This is a genomic window from Pseudomonas kurunegalensis, assembly GCF_030291635.1.
In the GTDB taxonomy this organism is placed as follows: domain Bacteria; phylum Pseudomonadota; class Gammaproteobacteria; order Pseudomonadales; family Pseudomonadaceae; genus Aquipseudomonas; species Aquipseudomonas monteilii.
Genome location: NZ_CP127871.1, coordinates 2,919,612 through 2,935,251, shown reverse-complemented (window position 1 = coordinate 2,935,251; position 15,640 = coordinate 2,919,612). Strand labels below are relative to the sequence as shown.

The following is a 15,640-nucleotide window of genomic DNA, read 5'->3' as shown; positions in this document are numbered from 1 at the left end:
CAAGGGCGAGAACATGACAATGGCTTCATCCTTGAATGGCCTGCAGCCGGTCACGCCCGCATGGAAAAAAACCTGGTCAGCCGTTAACCTTGCGCCTCTCTTTGCCATCACCCGGACCGTTCCATGCTGTTCAATCTCGCCGTACTGTTCGGCACCCTGGTGGCCATGGAGGGCGTTGGCACGCTGGCTCACAAGTACATCATGCATGGCTGGGGCTGGTGGCTGCACCGTTCTCACCATGAGCCTCAGCTGGGCATGCTCGAAACCAATGACCTGTACCTCGTGGCCCTGGGCCTGATCGCCACGGCGCTGGTCGCGCTGGGCAAAAGCGGTTATGCGCCATTGCAGTGGGTGGGCGGAGGGGTAGCAGGGTACGGGGTGCTGTACGTGGTGGCGCATGACGGTTTTTTTCACCGGCACTGGCCGCGCCAGCCTCGGCCGGTCAACCGCTACCTCAAACGCTTGCACCGGGCGCATCGGTTGCACCATGCGGTGAAGGGGCGCACGGGAAGTGTCTCGTTCGGCTTCTTCTATGCGCCCCCATTGAAGGTGTTGAAGCAGCAGCTGCGCAGCAAGCGCAGCCAGCAGTAACAACCTGAACGGGCTTCAATTCACCGCTTCGCCTTCAGGTTGAGCCGCCACATGCCCACGGCTCACCCACCAGCCAAACCCCGCTGCCGTAAAGAACATGATCAGGCTATACAGCGCCGCCGGTACCGCCATGGTCGCGTTGTTCAGCAGCGAAGGGCTCAGCGCCAAGGCAATGGCCAAGGTCCCGTTATGGATGCCGATTTCCATGCCAATGGCAATTGCCTGGCGCTTGGGAATACTCAGCAGGCGCGGCACCCAGTAACCCACTGCCAGGCTCAACAGGTTGAAAAGCAGCGCCGCCAGGCCCACCACCGGCGCATACTCGACCACGGTCTGCCAGTCCTTGGCCAGGGCCAGGACGATGGTGAAGGCGAGGAACAGCGCGGCCACCAGCTTCATCGGTTTCTCCATGCGCGCGGCGAAAACCGGGGCGAAATGGCGAATCAGCATGCCCAGTGCCACCGGCAGCAGCACAATGGCAAACACCTGCATCACTTTGGCAAACTGCAGCGGAATGGCTTGATCCGAAGCCATGAACCAGCTCAACGACAGGTTCACGAGCAATGGCATGGTCAGGATTGCGATCAGCGAATTGACCGCCGTGAGGGTGATGTTCAGCGCCACATCGCCATGGGCCAGGTGGCTGAACAGGTTGGCCGTGGTGCCGCCTGGCGAGGCTGCCAACAGCATCAGCCCTACCGCAAGGGCCGACTCCAGGCCAAAACCGTTGGCGATCAGGAAGCACACCAGCGGCAGCAGCAGGATCTGGCAGGCCAGGCCCACCATCACCGGTTTGGGGTATTTCACAACGCGAGCGAAGTCCGCCAGGGTCAACGACAACCCAAGGCCGAGCATGATGATGCCCAAGGCTAGCGGCAGAACGGCGGTGAGCAAGGGCGAGGCTGTCATGGGCGGTCTCTCGGGCGAAGGATCTCGAGGAGTGTAGGCAGGCGCGGATTGATAGCTAATTGCAAAGGGCCAGCTATTGGTAACCATTTGTTACCAAGCGCAGCGGCTGGCCAGGCTGCATGCCGCGTTGCAGTAGGCCTGCAGGCGCAGTAGCATTCCTGTTTTTACCAAGGATTAGCCTGTCATGCCGTTCCAGCAAGGTCTGCTTGCCAACCCTGTGCCGGCCCACGCCCGTCACCTGTTCTTCACCCTGCAGTCGCCCGAGGCGTTGCCAGCTGCGCTCGATGCCTTGCTGCCGCAGGTCGATGGCGAACAGCTGCTGCTGGGTGTCGGCGCCCCGCTGGCCAAGGCCCTGGGCCGCGAAGTGCCCGGCCTGCGCGCCTTCCCGCTGCTGGATGCCGCCGTTGAAAACCCGAGCACTCAGCACGCCCTGTGGCTGTGGTTGCGCGGGAACGAGCGCGGCGACCTGCTACTGCGTGCCCACGCCCTGGAGCAGGCACTGGCACCGGCCCTGCGCCTGGCGGACAGCGTTGATGGCTTCCTGCACCGTGGCGGCCATGACCTGACAGGCTACGAAGACGGCACCGAAAACCCGGTGGATGAAGATGCGGTGCAAGCGGCCATTGCCAGCGATGGTTCCAGCTTTGCCGCGTTCCAGCTGTGGAAGCACGACCTGGAATACTTCAAGTCGTTGCCCCAGGCCGACCAGGACAACATTATCGGCCGTCGCCTGAGCGACAACGAAGAGCTCGACGACGCGCCCGAGTCCGCACACGTCAAGCGCACCGCCCAGGAAAGCTTCGAGCCCGAGGCGTTCATGGTGCGTCGCTCGGTCGCCTGGGCCGACCAGCGCGGTGCCGGCCTGGCCTTTGTCGCCCTGGGTCACAGCTTCGATGCATTCGAGGTGCAACTGCGGCGCATGAGCGGCCTGGAGGACGGCATCATCGACGGCCTGTACCGCTTCAGCCGGCCACTGACCGGTGGCTATTACTGGTGCCCGCCGATGGGCGACGCGGGTGTCGACCTGAGCCAGCTGCTGCAGGCCTGATCACTAAACATCCAGATACAGAAACACCCGCTGGCGCGGAGCAGAGCGACTAGCCTTGAAAGTTTCCGATTCATGACGGGAGCTCTCCATGTACGCACGTCGTGATGTCCTACGCGCCAGTGCCGCCTTGAGCTTGCTGGCGGCGGCCCCTTGGCTGCATGCCGCCAGCCCGGCCGGCCTGCTGACCCGTAAAGTGCCGTCCACCGGTGAAGCGTTGCCGGTGATCGGTGCCGGTACCTCGGGCAGTTTCGAAGTGGACGCAGGCTCGGCTCAGTACGCGCAGCTCAAAATCGTGCTCAAGGCCTTTTTTGAAGGCGGTGGCCGGGTGATCGATACGTCGCCCAATTATGGTGGCGCCGACAGCATACTCGGCCAGTTGCTCGAGGAGGGTGACTGGCACCGGCAGTGCTTCATAGCCACCAAGATCGCTGCCAACAGCCGGGCCGAGGCCGAAGCACAGTGGGCCGGCAGCCTGAAGAGCCTGCGTACCGACAAAGTCGACTTGCTGCAAATACACAATCTGCGTGATTGGCAGACCCAGCTGCCCTATGCCCGTGAGCTGAAGCAGCAGGGCAAGACCCGTTACGTCGGCATCACCCATTACCTGAACAGTGGCCAGGACGAAGTCGCCCGCATCGTGCGCAGCGAGCCGCTGGACTTCATCCAGATCAACTACTCGGTCAACGCCCCCGACGCCGCCCGCGAACTACTGCCGCTTTGCCAGGACAAAGGTGTTGCGGTGCTGATCAACCGCGCTTTCGACGATGGCCGCCTGTTTGCCCGGGTCAAGGACCAGGCGTTGCCCGGCTGGGCCGCAGAAGCAGGCATCGGCAGCTGGGCGCAGCTGTTTCTGAAGTTTGCCATCAGCCATCCGGCGGTGACCACGGTCATCCCTGCCACCGGCCGGCCCGAACGCCAGCTCGACCAGCTGAAAGCAGGGCATGAACCCCTGCTTAGTCAGGCGCAGCAACAGGCGCTGATCAAGCAGTTTGCCTGACACGATGGAAGCGTGGCGGCGGCGGCTCGATCAAGGGCTGAACATCAAGCCCGGCGAGGGGCCGGCGGTCATCGCCGGCTTGCTGCTGTTCTATTTGCTGTTCACCGGTTACTTCATGCTGCGCCCGGTGCGCGAAACCATGGGTATTGCCGGTGGGGTGGACAACCTGCAATGGCTGTTCACCGGCACCTTCATTGCCACCCTGGCGTGCCTGCCGCTGTTCGGCTGGCTGGCGTCCAGGGTGCAGCGCAGGCTCATCCTGCCGTGGACCTATGGCTTCTTTGCCAGCAACCTGCTGCTGTTCGCCGTCCTGTTCGCAATTGCCCCTGACGACTTGTGGGCGGCCCGGGCCTTCTACATCTGGCTGTCGGTATTCAACCTGCTGACCATCTCCCTGGCCTGGAGCGTGCTTGCTGATCTGTTTTCCACCGCGCAAGGCAAGCGTTTGTTCGGCCTGTTGGCAGCCGGGGCTAGCCTGGGCGGGCTGAGTGGCCCCCTGCTAGGCACCTTGCTGGTGGCGCCGCTGGGCCATGCCGGGCTGCTGGTGCTGGCGGCGGTTTTGTTGCTGGGCAGCAGTGGCGCGGCCTTGTTCCTGCAACGCTGGCGAGCACGCCAACCTCTGCCGGAACACCCCCAACGCTCGGGATCGCGACCTTTGGGCGGCAACCCGTTTGCCGGTGCCACCGCCGTACTGTGCTCGCCGTATCTGCTGGGGATCGCGCTGTTCGTCGTATTGCTGGCCAGCGTCAGCACCTTCTTGTATTTCGAGCAGGCACGTATCGTCAGCGAAACCTTTGCCGATCGCACCCGGCAAACCCAGGTGTTCGGCCTGATCGACACCATTGTGCAGGCATTGGCCATCCTTACCCAGGTATTCCTCACGGGCCGCCTGGCGCGTCGGTTGGGCGTGGGGGTGTTGCTGGTAGCGGTGCCGCTGGTGATGGCGGTGGGCTTTGTGTGGCTGGCGCTGGCCCCGGTGTTCGCCGTGTTCGTGGTGGTCATGGTGGTGCGCCGAGCGGGCGAATACGCACTGGTGCGGCCTGGGCGGGAAATGCTGTTCACGGTGCTGCCGGCCGAGGACAAGTACAAGGCCAAGAACTTCATCGACACGGTGGTCTACCGGGGTGGCGATGCCTTGAGCGGTTGGGTCAAGCGGGCACTGGACGTGATGGGCGAGCACCCGCAACTGGCGATGCTCATCGGCGCATTGATTGCCTTGGGCTGGGCAGTGACCGGTGGCTGGCTTGGCCGCCGACAAGCTCGCCTGGATAGCCCGCCGCACGACTGACAGGCGCCCCAAATATGGCGTTGTCGCTTATTTAACGCCACCGGTCCGAACCCTTTGCGATAAACCGAATCCCCCGAGGAGGCCGTACTCACAACCTGTGTACGGCAACGTGCCGTGCACACCCAAGTCATACGAGGTTTCAAGACCATGGCCAACAAAGAAAACAGCCGTACCGGCAATCAACAAGGCAGCCAGGGTGGTAGCAAGAACCCGGGCAACTTCGCCAATGACCGAGAAAAGGCCTCCGAAGCCGGGCGCAAGGGCGGCCAGTCTTCGGGCAGCAACATGCCCCACGATCGCGAGTCGGGCCGCAAGGGCGGCCGCTCGTAAGTGACCTAAGCGCAGTGCCGGGGCGACCTGGCACTGCAATGATCCGGGGGTTTGCAATTAGCCAAGGTTGGCCGACAATGGCGGCGCCCCTTGCAGCCACCCGGAATCATCTGCTCCATGATGCTGATCAAGCAATTCCCTGACATTTCGCTGGATGACACGCTATTCGTCTTCGCCCTCGAGGCCGAGGCTGGCGATGTATTCACCGAGGTGCGCACCGTATTCACCGGTATTGGCAAAGTGAATGCTGCCATCGCCCTGACCAAAGCCATTGCGGCGCACCGTCCAAAGCTGATCGTGAACCTGGGCTCGGCGGGCAGTCAGCGCCATGGCAAGGGCGAGGTGGTGTGCTGTAACCGCTTCGTGCAACGCGACATGGACGTGACCCCACTGGGCTTTGCCCGTTATGAAACACCGCTGTCGGACATCCCGGTGGTTCTGGAGCACGGCACCGCAATCCCGGGCCTGGCACTGGAAACCTGTGGTAGCGGCGACAGCTTCGAGACCAACCATGGCGATGCGCCTTATGACGTGGTCGACATGGAAGCCTATGTGCTGGCATTGATCGCACGCGGCGAAAGCATTCCGTTTGTATGCCTGAAGTACATTTCCGACGATGCCGGCAGTGAAGCCGCAGATGACTGGGCAGTGCAGGTGCATCTGGCGGCCGAGGCGTTCAAGCGGGTGCTGTTCAGCCAGGGGTGATCCGGTCAACGGCCCTTGTCAGGTCTGGGCGGGCTTGTCACGCTGGCGCATGGCCTTGGCGCGCTGTTCCAGGATGAGGTAGGTAATCACGGCCAGCAGCAGCGGTAACAGGTAGTACAACGTGCGATAGCCGAGCAGGGCAGCGACCAGCGTGCCTTGGGCCATTTGCCCGTGCAGCAGGGTCAGGAAAACCGCCTCCAGCACCCCCAGCCCGGCCGGGATATGTGCGACCACACCTGCCACGCAACTGATCAGCAGAATGCCCAGTATCGACGGGTAGAACGCTTCCCCCGGCAGCAACCAGAAGATCAGTAACGCCATCAGCGCCCAGTTGCTGGCACCCAGTACCACTTGGCACAGCGCCAGGCGCAGTGAAGGTAAAGTCACTTCGTGGTTGCGCCAGCGCCACGTGCGCTTTTTGGCAAAACCGCAGGCCAGCAGGTAGCTCACGGCAATACCGAGTAACAGCACACCGATCAGGCGCAGGCCGGTGGCACCCACCGCCCAATTGTTGGGTAGCTCGACCAGGCCCAGGGCGAACACCGTGCCGGCCAGCAACATGTAGCCCATCCAGTTGGTCAGCAGGCCCAGGGTGAGAATGCGCGTGATGGTGGGCGTGTCCAGCCCCAGGCGGCTGTAAAGCCGGTAACGCAGGGCAACACCGCCCACCCAGGTCGTGAAATTGAGGTTGAATGCATAGCACACGAAAGCGATTGGCAGCACTTGCCGAACCGGCAAATGATGACCAGTGTAGGCCCGTGCCAGCAGGTCGTAACTGGCGAATGTCAGGTAGCTACACAGCGCAACTGCAAAGCCGATGACCAAGGTGCCGGGTTTGTACGCCAGCAACGATTGGCGCACTTCGTTCCAGTCCAGGTTGCGTGCCAGCAGGTAAAGCAGCACGGGTACCAGAATCAGGAACGCCATCGTCAACACGCGTTTGCCCCGGGTTTGCCAGTTTGTGCGCGGCATCAGGTATTGCCCTCGTGCAGGTCCGGCTGGGCCTCGACTTCCGGCTGTACCGAGCGCAAACGCTGGCGGTGTGCCGGGAACCAGCCGGCAATGCGCGGGAAATGCCGAATCACGTGAAAACACACGAAGATCAGCGGGGCCCGCCACCAGTAACCGCGAATCATGCGTTCCAGCGTGACCGGCTTGCACTGGTCGCAGGCCAACGCCTGCAGATGCCGGTTGAGTTGCTGGTTGAACGCGCGGTCCCGGATGAACAGGTTGGCTTCCAGGTTGAACGACAGGCTCAAAGGATCGAGGTTGCTGGAGCCAACGGTGGCCCACTCGTCATCCACCAGCGCCACCTTGCCATGCAAAGGACGCTGGCAATATTCGTGAATGGCCACGCCGTCGCGTAGCAGGTAGTTGTACAACAGCCGCGAGAGTGCCCGGACCCAGCGCATGTCAGGCTGGCCCTGCAGGATCAGCCGCACATCCACGCCACGTCGGGCCGCATTGCGCAGCTCACGCATCAGCCGGTAGCCCGGGAAAAAGTAAGCGTTGGCGACCACGATGCGCTGCCTGGCACCACGAAATGCCTCCAGGTAATGGTTTTCTATATCGGTACTGCGCAGCCCGTTGTCGCGTTCCACCAGCACGGCGCTGCTGGCCCCGGCGGGCTCGGTAACGGGCCGGACCGCACTGGGCGGCTGCAACACCGTCGACATCAGGCGTTTGCTGGCCGCGTGCACCTGCGCCACCACCGGGCCGGTCACCTCCACGGCATAGTCCTGCTTGGCCATGGCGCCAAAGTCACCCAGGTGGTCTGCGCTGTAGTTGATGCCGCCGATGAAGGCGCGCGCTCCGTCAATGACCACGATCTTGCGGTGCAGGCGCCGAAACAGGTTGGTTCGCAGACCTACCAGGCGCGGCTGCGGGTCGAATGCATGGAAACTGACCCCCGCATCGGTCATGGCGGATATGAAAGCCGTTGGCAGATCGGCAGTGCCGTAGCCATCCACCACCACCTCCACACGCACTCCGCGCCGGGCGGCTCCGATCAATACCTGTTGCAGTTGCTGGCCGACCTTGTCGTCAAAGATGATGAAGGTCTCAAGCAGTATTTCTTCGCGCGCCTGGGCCATCGCCTTGAACACACGGGGGTAATACTGTTCGCCATTGATCAGCAACTGCACGTTGTTGCCGTCTACCCAAGGTCGGTTCACAGGTTGACCTCCGCCGCCAATGGGGCATGGTCGGACAGATGCGACCACGGGTAGTTCGACAGCACTTGGGCATTGCCCGGCATTGCATTGCGCAAGTAGATGCGGTCCAGCCGCAACAGCGGCAGGCGCGCAGGAAAGCTGCGCGCCGGGGAGCCAAAATGCTCGCCGAACGCTTCTATCAAGTGCTCGCACAGTACGGCGTCGGCCTTCAGCCGCCAGTCGTTGAAGTCGCCGGCAACGATGACGGGCGCCTTTGGCGGCAAGCTGATCAGCAGGTCCAGCAGCAGCTTTACCTGGCTTTGCCGGTGGGCCTCACGCAAGCCCAGGTGTACGCATATGGCATGCATCTGTTCGTGGCCCGGCACCTCCAACTGACAATGAAGCAGCCCGCGCTGCTCGTTGCCTTGCACCGAAACGTCCAGGTTGTTGTAGCTACGGATGGGGAACTTCGACAGCAACGCATTGCCGTGATCGCCATGGGGGTACACGGCATTGCGGCCATAGGCGAACTGCGGCCACATGCTGTCGGCGAGAAACTCGTACTGGGGCGCTTCTGGCCAGGCAGGGTGGCGCAGGGCATGTCGTTCATGGCTACCGTGCACTTCCTGCAAAAACACCAGGTCGGCGCCGGTGGCGCGCACGGCTTCGCGCAGCTCCGGCAAGATGAAGCGCCGATTGAAAAAGGTGAAACCCTTGTGCACGTTCAGCGTCAGCACATTGAGCCGGCGTACCGCGGTGACCTTGTCGATGATGCGGTTTGGGGCGGGCAGGGTCTTGTTCACAAGGCCCCCTCCATTCGGTTGCTTTGAACGTGCGACCGGTGCAGATCACTTGGGGTTCAGCATGCATGACCAACGGAAACGTTGATGTCGGGTTGAACTTTGCGGCGGCTTGCGTTTCCACCGCATACCCGCCAGACCAAGGAATGACCTGCCTACCCTGGAGGCAAACATGGCACGACACATCATTCATTTCACCGGGCCGATCAACTCGTCAACCTGTGGCAACCTCATCAATACCTGTTCGCGGGCATTGCAACAGGGTGCCGAAGTGCTGCAGTTGAACATCGCCACCATGGGGGGCGAGTGCAGCTACGGGTTTACCCTGTACAACTTCCTGCGGGCGCTGCCGGTGGAGGTGCATACGCACAACCTGGGCACGGTGGAGTCGATGGGCAACATCCTGTTCCTGGCTGGTGAGCGGCGCACGGCCTGCAGTTTCAGCAAGTTTCTGTTCCATCCGTTTCATTGGACCTTGCATGGAGCGGTGGACCACTCGCGGATGGCCGAGTATGCAATGAGCCTGGATTATGATTTGCAGCTGTATGCGCAGATCGTTGCCGAGCGGACTGCGGGGGCGGCCGAAGTGCTGGATGTGCCACGGTATCTGATGGCGAACCCGCGAATACTGGAGCCACGGGAAGCGCTGGAAAACGGGATGATCCATGCCATTGATGAAATGCCGATCGAGCGGGATGCGGTTCAGTGGAGTGTGCATGCCTGACAAGCCAATTCTCCAAGGCATGTACGCCACGCAAACTTCTTGGCTCCGTGTATTTCGTGCCGCTGGTCAGTCGCTGACAAAAACATTGAGCAGAGCCCGTGTTCAGCGCCTCGTAACTAAGGCATGGCGCGTACCCATGCAACTCGCCAATCCCTCGCAAGGAGAAACGACATGGCACAGGACCAAGCGCAAACCCGCCAGCGTGGTGGCAGCAAAGAAACCAATCCAGGTAATTTCGCCAATGACCGGGAGCGTGCTTCCCGCGCCGGGCAGAAGGGGGGCCAGGCTTCTGGGGGCAATTTTGCCAATGATCGCCAACGGGCGTCGGAAGCGGGCCGCAAAGGTGGACAGAACAGTCACGGGGGCGGCCGCAGCCAGTGATTGAGCGGGCCGGGTGTCGGGTTGCAGGCTGCAATTGTTCGACAAAATTTTGAATTATCTGGCCATGCCCGAATCAATCAGGTTGTCATCCATGGAGAAGAGGAGGCCCCTGCGATGCCTAGCCCACAACTGTACATCATCGATTACCAACTGCATGGCCAGCCGCGCAGTTTCATCATCCGTCTGGAGCGGTTGGACAATGCCGAGGCCTGGCATTGGGCAAGTTGCGATGCGGGCATCGGCATCATTCCCAAGTTCGGGCGCGAAAAAATCCGGAAAATCAGCCGGCCCATGGCCGAGCGCTACGGGATTACCGCAGTGACCTGGCGAATTTCGGGGAGCAAGCCGAACCAGTCGGTGGGGGATCCGGCGGCAATGCGTTGATGCCACACCTGAAGCTGCCGGCCACTTCGTGGTTGAACCCGTGAAGCGGCCGGCGAGGTCAAGCCATCATTCCGGCTGCTTCAGCACCAGGGTCAGGATGTCATAACTGGCCACCAGCTCACCCAGCTGGTTAGTGACTTCCACGTCCCACGCCACCACACCCTGCGGCTGGCCCAACGGGCTGGTCTTGCCTTGGTCGATTTTGCGCTTGCAGGTCAAACGCGCCTGGATGGTGTCGCCGATGCCCACCGGGTTGATGAAGCGCAGGGTATCCAGGCCATAGTTGGCCAACACCGGCCCGGCACCTGGCGACACGAACAGGCCGGCTGCCGCCGACAGCACGAAATAGCCATGGGCAATGCGCTTGCCGAACTGCGACTCCTTGGCCGCGATCTCGTCGAAGTGCATGTAGAAATGGTCGCCCGACAGGCAGCCAAAGTTGACCAGGTCGGCTTCTGTCACGGTGCGACGATGGGTAAGCAGTGACTCGCCGATACGAAGTTGCTCGAAGTAGCGGCGGAACGGGTGCACTTCAGTCTCGATCACTTCAGCGCCGCGCACATACTCGCCAGTCACCGCTGTGAGCATGCTCGGTGAGCCCTGCACAGCGGCGCGCTGCAAGTAGTGCTTGACCGCACGCAGGCCGCCCAGCTCTTCACCGCCACCCGCACGACCCGGGCCGCCATGCTTGAGCTGTGGCAGTGGCGAGCCGTGGCCGGTGGACTCCTTGGCAGCTTCACTGTCGAGCACCAGCAGGCGGCCGTGCCAGGCTGCCGCCACCGGAATGGCCTTGGCGGCCACGCTGCGGTCGGCAGTGACCAGGGTCGCCACCAGGCTGCCTTTACCCCGTGCGGCCAGGGCCAGGGCTTCGTCCAAGTCGTCATAGGCCATAAGGGTGCTGACCGGCCCGAACGCCTCGATATCGTGAGCGCCGCCTTCGGCATGCGGATCGCGGGATTGCAGCAGGGTCGGGGCGAAGAACGCGCCCTCAGCGACACCTTCGCCGCGCGGAGCAAAACCATCGCTGGCGCCGAACAGCTGGTCACAACTTTGCAGCAGGCTGCGTACCCGCTCGGCCACGTCGTGCTGCTGGTCGTGGGAGGCCAGGGCACCCATGCGCACGCCTTCCAGCGAGGGGTCGCCAACCACGACTTTGCTCAGGCGCTCGCGCAAGCGTGTGGCAACGGCATCGATGTGCCTGGCCGGCACAATGGCCCGGCGGATGGCCGTGCATTTCTGCCCGGCCTTGGTGGTCATTTCACGCACCACCTCCTTGATATACAGATCGAACTCTTCGCTGTCCGGGTTTACGTCCGGCCCGAGGATGGCACAGTTCAGCGAGTCCGCCTCTGCGGTGAACGGTACCGAATTACGTATCAGGTTCGGCGTGACGCGCAATTTGGCAGCGGTATCGGCAGAGCCGGTGAAAGTCACTACATCCTGACCTTGCAGGCGGTCGAGCAAGTCGCCCGTGCTGCCGATCACCAGTTGCAGGCTACCTTCCGGCAGCAGGCCGGAGGCGTTCATCAGGCGTACGACAGCTTCGGTCAGGTAGCTGGTGGAGGTCGCAGGCTTGACGATACAAGGCATGCCGGCCAGGAAGGTCGGCGCGAATTTTTCCAGCATGCCCCAGATGGGGAAGTTGAATGCGTTGATGTGCACCGCAACGCCTGCACGCGGCACCAGGATGTGGCTGCCGGCGAAATGGCCTTGTTTGCCCAGCGCAATGGCAGGGCCTTCGTGCACCAGGTTGCCCGACGGCAACTCACGGCTGCCAATACCCGCGTACGAGAACAACGTGGCGTTACCGCCCTCGATGTCGATCCAGCTGTCGGCACGGGTAGCGCCGCTGTGGTGCGAAAGGGCGTAGAGCTGTTCCTTGCGTTCAGCCAGGTACAGGGCCAACGCTTTGAGGCGTTGGGCGCGCTGCTGGAAATCCATGGCCATCAGCGAGGCAAGGCCCCGGGCACGGGCGTAGTCCACGGCTTCGGCGAAGTCCGGACGTTCTTCATGGCTGTAGGCCAGCACGTGACCGTCGAGGGCACTGCGCAGGGCCTGAGCGCCATGCTGGCCCAGCCAACGGCCGGCAATGAAGCTTTGCAGGGTAGGGGCGGCAGACATGCTGTTCTCCATGCTGTTCAAATGTAGGGGCGCGCTGTTACCACAGCGCCAGGGTGTAGCCGATGATCAGACGGTTTTCGTCCACGGCATTGGTCAGGCCATTGCCGGAACGGAAAGTGACATTGCGCCAGCGCAGGCTCACGTCTTTGAACGGGCCGCTCTGGATGACGTAGGTGATGTCGGTGTCGCGTTCGCGCTCGCGGCCATTGCTGACGGTGGCGGTTTCGGCGTGGCGGCCGTCGGTGTAGCGGGTCATGAAACTCAGGCCAGGGATGCCCATCGCCACAAAATCGTAGTCATAGCGCACTTGCCATGAGTCCAGCCCGGCACGGGTGAAGGTGTTGTAGGTGACCAGGTTGACCGTGAACGGGTCGCCGCCGTTGACGAACGGGAACGCGCTGTCGCCGGACATCTGCTGCCAGGTGGCGGTGAACTTGTGCGCCCGCACGCCGAGGGTGAACATGGCGTTGAAGTTGCGGTTGTCGATGTTGCCGGCACGCTCGGCGCCGTCGTTGCGGCTGTCGAAGTAGCGCAGGTCGCTGCGCAGGCTTACACCTTCGCTCAATGGGCGGGTATCGATCAGGCCCACGAACTGCTGGCGGTAGATGTCTTCGAGTTTGGCGTAGTAGTAGCTGACGCTGGTTTGCGGGGTGATGGCATAGCTGCCACCGCCGAAGTCCAGGTGGTCACTGGTAGCAGCGCCGTAGCCAATGTCGTCGCGGCCCGAGGAATCGCGCAGGTTGGCCTTGGTCAGGCGGCCGGCGTTGAAGGTGAGGCCATCAAGGTCCTGGCTGGTCAACAGGCCACCCTGGAAGGTCGACGCCAACAGGCGGGTGTCGTTGTAGACCACCACCGGCAAGATGGGTTGCAGCGTGCCCAGGCGCAGTGTGCTCTTGGACACGCGCACCTTGCCGGTCAGGCCCAGTTCGCTGTAGTCATCGACCGGTTCATGGCTGTTCGGGCCAAAGGGCAGCAGACCGGTGTTGCGGCGGTCGCGACTGGAGTCGAGCTTGATACCCAGCTGGCCCATGGCATCAACACCAAAACCGACCGGGCCTTCGGTGAAGCCCGACTCCAGCTTCGCGGTAAAGCCCTGGCCCCATTCCTCGGCCTTGGCCTGCGGGGCATTGCTTTGGCGGAAGTCGCGGTTGATGTAGTGGTTACGCAGCTCCAGCCGTGCGTGGCTGTCGCTGATAAAGTCTGCCATCGCCGGCAATGGCAATGCGAGGGTGGCCAGCCAGGCAGCTGACATGAAGTGCGTGCGGTTCATTGTTGTTGTTTTACCCGACATGGTTGTTCGTCCTTGAAGTCAGTGCTTGCTGGCGCCGGCGGCGCCGATACCGGTCATGGAGCGGATGAACTGGGCCAGGTAGCGGCCGCGCTCTTCAGTGGCACGCTCAGAGCTGTCGGTGACCGAGAACACCCAGGCACTGAGGAACGCCAGGCTCATGGAGAACAACGCCGGGTTGCTATAAGGGAACAATGCTTTTTCGTTGTGCAGCACGTTGACCCACACCGCCGGGCCAAGCACCACCAGCAGCACGGCCGAAACCAGTCCAGCCATGCTGCCGCACACCGCGCCACGGGTGGTCAGCCCCTTCCAGAACATCGAGAGCAGCAGCACCGGGAAATTGACCGAGGCAGCCACTGCCAGTACCAGGCCGGAGAGGAAGGCGATGTTCTGCGACTCGAACAGCAGGCCGAGGATCACCGCCAGCAGGCCGATCAGCAGGGTGGCGATACGCGACACACGCATTTCTTCCTGCTCGGTGGCCTTGCCTTGACGGAACACGCAGGCGTACAGATCGTGGGACACAGCCGATGCGCCAGACAGCGCCAGGCCGGCGACCACGGCCAGGATGGTGGCGAAGGCCACGGCAGAGATGAAACCAAGGAACAGGTTGCCGCCCACGGCCTGAGCCAGGTGCACGGCGACCATGTTGCCGCCGCCGATGATGGCACCGGTGGCATCGCGGTAGGACGGCTCGGTGCCGACCATGACGATGGCGCCAAAGCCAATGACGATCAGCAGCAGGTAGAAGTAGCCGATGAAGCCGGTGGCATAGAACACACTCTTGCGTGCTTCCTTGGCGTCGCTGACGGTGAAGAAGCGCATCAGGATATGCGGCAGGCCAGCGGTGCCGAACATCATGCCCAGGCCAAGGGAAATGGCATCAATCGGGTTGGACAGCAAGCCACCCGGGGCCATGATCGCCTGCCCCTTGGCATGCACGGCCACGGCGCTGGCGAACATGGCTTCGGTGCTGAAGCCAAAATGCCTGAGCACCATGAAGGCCATGAAGCTGGTGCCCGACAGCAGCATGACGGCCTTGATGATCTGCACCCAGGTGGTGGCGAGCATACCGCCGAAGGTGACGTAGGCCACCATCAACACGCCGACCAGCATGACCGCGTACAGGTAGCTGATGCCGAACAGCAGCTCGATCAGCTTGCCGGCGCCGACCATCTGCGCGACCAGATACATCAATGCGACGACCAAGGTGCCGAACGCCGATGTGAGGCGCACCGGCGTTTGTGCCAGGCGGTAGCTGACCACGTCGGCGAACGTGTACTTGCCCAGGTTGCGCAGGCGCTCGGCGATCAGGAACAGGATGATCGGCCAGCCGGCCAGCACGCCAAGGGCATACAGCAGGCCGTCGTAGCCGTTCATGAACATCATGGCCGAGATGCCCAGGAAGGAAGCGGCACTGATCATGTCGCCGGCGATGGCCAAGCCGTTCTGCATGCCGGTCAGCCCCCCGCCGGCGGTATAGAAGTCGCTGGCCGAACGGGTGCGCAGGGCCGCCCAGCGAGTGACCAGCAGGGTGAAGCAGACGAACACCATGAACATCGAGATGGCAGTCCAGTTCATTGTGCGTACTCCTGCTTGACCTTGTCGTTGAGCGGGTCGAGCACGTTGTTGGCGCGGTGCACGTAGATGCCGGTCAGGGCGAAGGACAGCAGCACCATCAGCACACCCACCAGCATGCCCACGGTGGTCACGCCGCCGCTGAGGGACTGGCCGAGGGTGCTGGGCGAAAACGCCACCAGCAGGACGAAGCCGTAGTAGATCACCAGCATGGCCAGGGTCAGGCTGCCGTTGAGGCGGCGCTTGCGCCGTACCAGGTGCTGGAAGTCGGGGTGGTTGGCGATGCTTTCTATGCGTTCGGGTGTCATGGGTTGCGATCTCTGGGTGTTGTAATTGTTTT

At 62.4% G+C, this 15,640-nt stretch carries 15 protein-coding genes and 2 pseudogenes; 9 read left to right on the top strand and 8 right to left on the bottom strand.

All coding sequences use genetic code 11. The annotated features are described in order from the left end of the window. The first annotated feature begins 123 nt into the window (after positions 1-123). The gene (locus tag QQ992_RS13090) at positions 124-591 is read left to right on the top strand and encodes a sterol desaturase family protein (RefSeq protein ID WP_119370000.1); all 468 of its coding nucleotides are present in this window, start codon (positions 124-126) and stop codon (positions 589-591) included. A 15-nt stretch (positions 592-606) separates the two neighbouring features. On the opposite strand, the gene QQ992_RS13085 is transcribed toward QQ992_RS13090, so the two are convergent. Next, positions 607-1,500, bottom strand: a complete 894-nt coding sequence (locus tag QQ992_RS13085; protein WP_286113765.1) for a bile acid:sodium symporter family protein — start codon at positions 1,498-1,500, stop codon at positions 607-609. A 184-nt stretch (positions 1,501-1,684) separates the two neighbouring features. On the opposite strand from QQ992_RS13085, the gene QQ992_RS13080 reads away from it, so the two are divergent. The 5 genes and pseudogenes from QQ992_RS13080 (at position 1,685) to QQ992_RS13060 (ending at position 5,868) form a co-directional block, all read left to right on the top strand. Next, entirely contained in the window at positions 1,685-2,548 is an 864-nt protein-coding gene (locus tag QQ992_RS13080; protein ID WP_119369999.1) for a Dyp-type peroxidase, read from the top strand. Positions 2,549-2,636: 88 nt separating this feature from the next. Then, entirely contained in the window at positions 2,637-3,545 is a 909-nt protein-coding gene (locus QQ992_RS13075; RefSeq protein WP_286113764.1) for an aldo/keto reductase, read from the top strand. A 4-nt stretch (positions 3,546-3,549) separates the two neighbouring features. Beyond that, entirely contained in the window at positions 3,550-4,833 is a 1,284-nt protein-coding gene (locus QQ992_RS13070) for an NTP/NDP exchange transporter (protein WP_286113934.1), read from the top strand. A 204-nt stretch (positions 4,834-5,037) separates the two neighbouring features. Then, positions 5,038-5,163, top strand: a pseudogene (locus tag QQ992_RS13065) (con-10 family general stress protein); the annotation flags it as partial. A 117-nt stretch (positions 5,164-5,280) separates the two neighbouring features. Next, positions 5,281-5,868, top strand: a complete 588-nt coding sequence (locus tag QQ992_RS13060; RefSeq protein ID WP_286113762.1) for a 5'-methylthioadenosine/S-adenosylhomocysteine nucleosidase family protein — start codon at positions 5,281-5,283, stop codon at positions 5,866-5,868. An 18-nt stretch (positions 5,869-5,886) separates the two neighbouring features. Here QQ992_RS13060 and QQ992_RS13055 read toward each other — a convergent pair whose 3' ends face one another. From QQ992_RS13055 to QQ992_RS13045, 3 genes are read right to left on the bottom strand one after another with little or no spacing between them, the layout of a single operon-like run. Next, positions 5,887-6,840, bottom strand: a complete 954-nt coding sequence (locus tag QQ992_RS13055) for a lysylphosphatidylglycerol synthase domain-containing protein (protein ID WP_286113761.1) — start codon at positions 6,838-6,840, stop codon at positions 5,887-5,889. After that, positions 6,840-8,042, bottom strand: a complete 1,203-nt coding sequence (gene clsB, locus QQ992_RS13050; RefSeq protein ID WP_286113759.1) for a cardiolipin synthase ClsB — start codon at positions 8,040-8,042, stop codon at positions 6,840-6,842. The genes QQ992_RS13055 and clsB overlap by 1 nt, the downstream gene beginning before the upstream one ends. Further along, a complete protein-coding gene (locus tag QQ992_RS13045; RefSeq protein WP_286113757.1) occupies positions 8,039-8,824 on the bottom strand; it encodes an endonuclease/exonuclease/phosphatase family protein in 786 nt (261 codons plus the stop codon). The genes clsB and QQ992_RS13045 overlap by 4 nt, the downstream gene beginning before the upstream one ends. Before the next feature lie 169 nt (positions 8,825-8,993). Between QQ992_RS13045 and QQ992_RS13040 the strand changes: the two genes are divergently transcribed. The 3 genes from QQ992_RS13040 to QQ992_RS13030 all read left to right on the top strand — a co-directional run bounded on the left by QQ992_RS13040 (position 8,994) and on the right by QQ992_RS13030 (position 10,310). Continuing rightward, a complete protein-coding gene (locus tag QQ992_RS13040; RefSeq protein WP_286113756.1) occupies positions 8,994-9,545 on the top strand; it encodes an ATP-dependent Clp protease proteolytic subunit in 552 nt (183 codons plus the stop codon). A gap of 171 nt (positions 9,546-9,716) precedes the next feature. Further along, complete coding sequence (locus QQ992_RS13035) at positions 9,717-9,926, top strand: con-10 family general stress protein (protein WP_105948167.1); 210 nt, start codon at positions 9,717-9,719, stop codon at positions 9,924-9,926. Positions 9,927-10,040: 114 nt separating this feature from the next. Beyond that, positions 10,041-10,310: a DUF6555 family protein gene (locus QQ992_RS13030; RefSeq protein ID WP_105948210.1), complete on the top strand. Its 270-nt coding sequence runs from the start codon at positions 10,041-10,043 to the stop codon at positions 10,308-10,310. A gap of 66 nt (positions 10,311-10,376) precedes the next feature. Here the strand turns inward: QQ992_RS13030 and paaZ are convergent, their stop codons facing one another. The 4 genes and pseudogenes from paaZ to QQ992_RS13010 all read right to left on the bottom strand — a co-directional run bounded on the left by paaZ (position 10,377) and on the right by QQ992_RS13010 (position 15,608). Beyond that, positions 10,377-12,431, bottom strand: a complete 2,055-nt coding sequence (paaZ, locus tag QQ992_RS13025) for a phenylacetic acid degradation bifunctional protein PaaZ (protein ID WP_286113753.1) — start codon at positions 12,429-12,431, stop codon at positions 10,377-10,379. Positions 12,432-12,468: 37 nt separating this feature from the next. Beyond that, a complete protein-coding gene (locus QQ992_RS13020) occupies positions 12,469-13,701 on the bottom strand; it encodes an OprD family porin (protein WP_110741038.1) in 1,233 nt (410 codons plus the stop codon). 39 nt (positions 13,702-13,740) lie between these two features. After that, positions 13,741-15,309 (bottom strand): annotated as a pseudogene (locus QQ992_RS13015) (cation acetate symporter); the annotation flags it as partial. Next, positions 15,300-15,608, bottom strand: coding sequence for a DUF485 domain-containing protein (locus tag QQ992_RS13010; RefSeq protein ID WP_119369989.1), 309 nt, complete (start codon positions 15,606-15,608; stop codon positions 15,300-15,302). The pseudogene QQ992_RS13015 and the gene QQ992_RS13010, both read right to left, overlap by 10 nt. Positions 15,609-15,640: the final 32 nt, after the last annotated feature.

Bases quoted from the DNA above. Each gene is read 5' to 3' on its own strand.
- QQ992_RS13090 (WP_119370000.1), top strand. From the start codon at position 124: ATGCTGTTCAATCTCGCCGTACTGTTCGGCACCCTGGTGGCCATGGAG.
- QQ992_RS13085 (WP_286113765.1), bottom strand. From the start codon at position 1,500: ATGACAGCCTCGCCCTTGCTCACCGCCGTTCTGCCGCTAGCCTTGGGC.
- QQ992_RS13080 (WP_119369999.1), top strand. From the start codon at position 1,685: ATGCCGTTCCAGCAAGGTCTGCTTGCCAACCCTGTGCCGGCCCACGCC.
- QQ992_RS13075 (WP_286113764.1), top strand. From the start codon at position 2,637: ATGTACGCACGTCGTGATGTCCTACGCGCCAGTGCCGCCTTGAGCTTG.
- QQ992_RS13070 (WP_286113934.1), top strand. From the start codon at position 3,550: ATGGAAGCGTGGCGGCGGCGGCTCGATCAAGGGCTGAACATCAAGCCC.
- QQ992_RS13060 (WP_286113762.1), top strand. From the start codon at position 5,281: ATGATGCTGATCAAGCAATTCCCTGACATTTCGCTGGATGACACGCTA.
- QQ992_RS13055 (WP_286113761.1), bottom strand. From the start codon at position 6,840: ATGCCGCGCACAAACTGGCAAACCCGGGGCAAACGCGTGTTGACGATG.
- QQ992_RS13040 (WP_286113756.1), top strand. From the start codon at position 8,994: ATGGCACGACACATCATTCATTTCACCGGGCCGATCAACTCGTCAACC.
- QQ992_RS13035 (WP_105948167.1), top strand. From the start codon at position 9,717: ATGGCACAGGACCAAGCGCAAACCCGCCAGCGTGGTGGCAGCAAAGAA.
- QQ992_RS13030 (WP_105948210.1), top strand. From the start codon at position 10,041: ATGCCTAGCCCACAACTGTACATCATCGATTACCAACTGCATGGCCAG.
- paaZ (WP_286113753.1), bottom strand. From the start codon at position 12,431: ATGTCTGCCGCCCCTACCCTGCAAAGCTTCATTGCCGGCCGTTGGCTG.
- QQ992_RS13020 (WP_110741038.1), bottom strand. From the start codon at position 13,701: ATGAACCGCACGCACTTCATGTCAGCTGCCTGGCTGGCCACCCTCGCA.
- QQ992_RS13010 (WP_119369989.1), bottom strand. From the start codon at position 15,608: ATGACACCCGAACGCATAGAAAGCATCGCCAACCACCCCGACTTCCAG.